Origin of the sequence: Pseudomonas sp. NPDC086278 (assembly GCF_050280905.1) — a bacterium.
GTDB lineage: Bacteria > Pseudomonadota > Gammaproteobacteria > Pseudomonadales > Pseudomonadaceae > Aquipseudomonas.
In genome coordinates this window covers 1-1,424 of record NZ_JBNNWE010000218.1, presented here as the reverse complement: position 1 = coordinate 1,424, position 1,424 = coordinate 1, and the positions used below count along the sequence as shown (strand labels likewise).

Genomic DNA, 1,424 nt, shown 5'->3' with positions numbered 1-1,424 from the left:
TATCATAATGTTAAAGAGCATTTATTTTATCTTGTCGGCGGGGCGACCAAGGTTATTACGCTATCGATGAACGAAACCGGCGTCAGTGGTCTGCTTCACAGCTTCGTAGGTCAGGGTGCCGGAACGGGAAACGATACCGACCTTGCCTGGCAAGTGAATGTGACCTGGCATGATGCCGATCTTGCATTCGCCTGGAGTGATCACGCCTGGGCAGTTAGGACCGATCAGGACTACGCCCAGCTCGTCGCATTTGACCTTGGCATCCAGCATATCCAGGGTAGGAATGCCTTCAGTGATGCAAACGATCAGCTTGATGCCGCCGAACGCTGCTTCCAGGATGGAGTCCTTGCAGAAAGGAGCTGGAACGTAGATCACGCTGGCGGTGGCGCCAGTGGCAGCTACAGCGTCTTTCACGGTGTTGAACACTGGCAGACCCAGGTGTTCGGTGCCGCCTTTACCAGGAGTAACGCCACCAACCATCTTGGTGCCGTATTCGATGGCTTGCTGGGTGTGGAAACTACCTTGCGAACCGGTAATACCCTGGCAGATAACTTTGGTGTCTTTATTGATCAGGACGCTCATTATTTGCCCTCCGCAGCTTTAACGACTTGTTGAGCAGCGTCGGTCAGGCTGGTAGCAGCGATGATGTTCAAACCGCTTTCTGCCAGTACTTTAGCGCCCAGCTCAGCGTTGTTGCCTTCAAGGCGAACAACAACCGGGATTTTCACGCCGACTTCTTTCACTGCACCGATGATGCCTTCGGCAATCATGTCGCAACGAACGATGCCGCCGAAGATGTTGACCAATACTGCAGCGACGTTAGTGTCGGACAGGATGATCTTGAACGCTTCGGTAACGCGTTCTTTGGTAGCACCGCCGCCCACGTCGAGGAAGTTGGCTGGTTTGCCGCCATGCAGGTTGACGATGTCCATGGTACCCATGGCCAGGCCAGCACCGTTGACCATGCAACCGATGTTGCCTTCCAGTGCTACGTAGTTCAGTTCGAACTTGGCAGCGTGCGCTTCGCGCGGATCGTCTTGCGACGGATCGTGGAAAGTCTTCAGCTTAGGCTGACGGTACATGGCGTTGGCGTCGATGTTGATCTTCGCGTCGAGGCAATGCAGATCGCCGTCAGCCTTGATCACCAGCGGGTTCACTTCCAGCAGCGCCAGGTCGTGATCCTTGAACAGCTTGGCCAGACCGACGAATATCTTGGCGAACTGAGCAACTTGCTTGCCTTCCAGACCCAGCTGGAATGCCAGCTCGCGACCCTGGAATGGCTGAGCGCCAACCAGTGGATCGATAGTGGCTTTCAGAATTTTTTCTGGAGTGTCGTGAGCGATTTTCTCGATGTCCACGCCACCTTCGGCCCTCGCGGCGGGATTCGACCAGTACTTGCTGAATGATGCTGCTGCGCGTGACCA

The 1,424-nt window shown here is 55.1% G+C and carries 1 protein-coding gene and 1 pseudogene; both read right to left on the bottom strand.

Translation table 11 applies throughout. From position 1 onward, the window contains the following. Positions 1-72 precede the first annotated feature (72 nt). Positions 73-582, bottom strand: a pseudogene (locus ACQKP4_RS29100) (succinate--CoA ligase subunit alpha); the annotation flags it as partial. Continuing rightward, positions 582-1,424, bottom strand: an 843-nt coding sequence (gene sucC, locus ACQKP4_RS29095; protein WP_427637440.1) for an ADP-forming succinate--CoA ligase subunit beta, incomplete at its 5' end; no start/stop codon positions are given. The pseudogene ACQKP4_RS29100 and the gene sucC, both read right to left, overlap by 1 nt.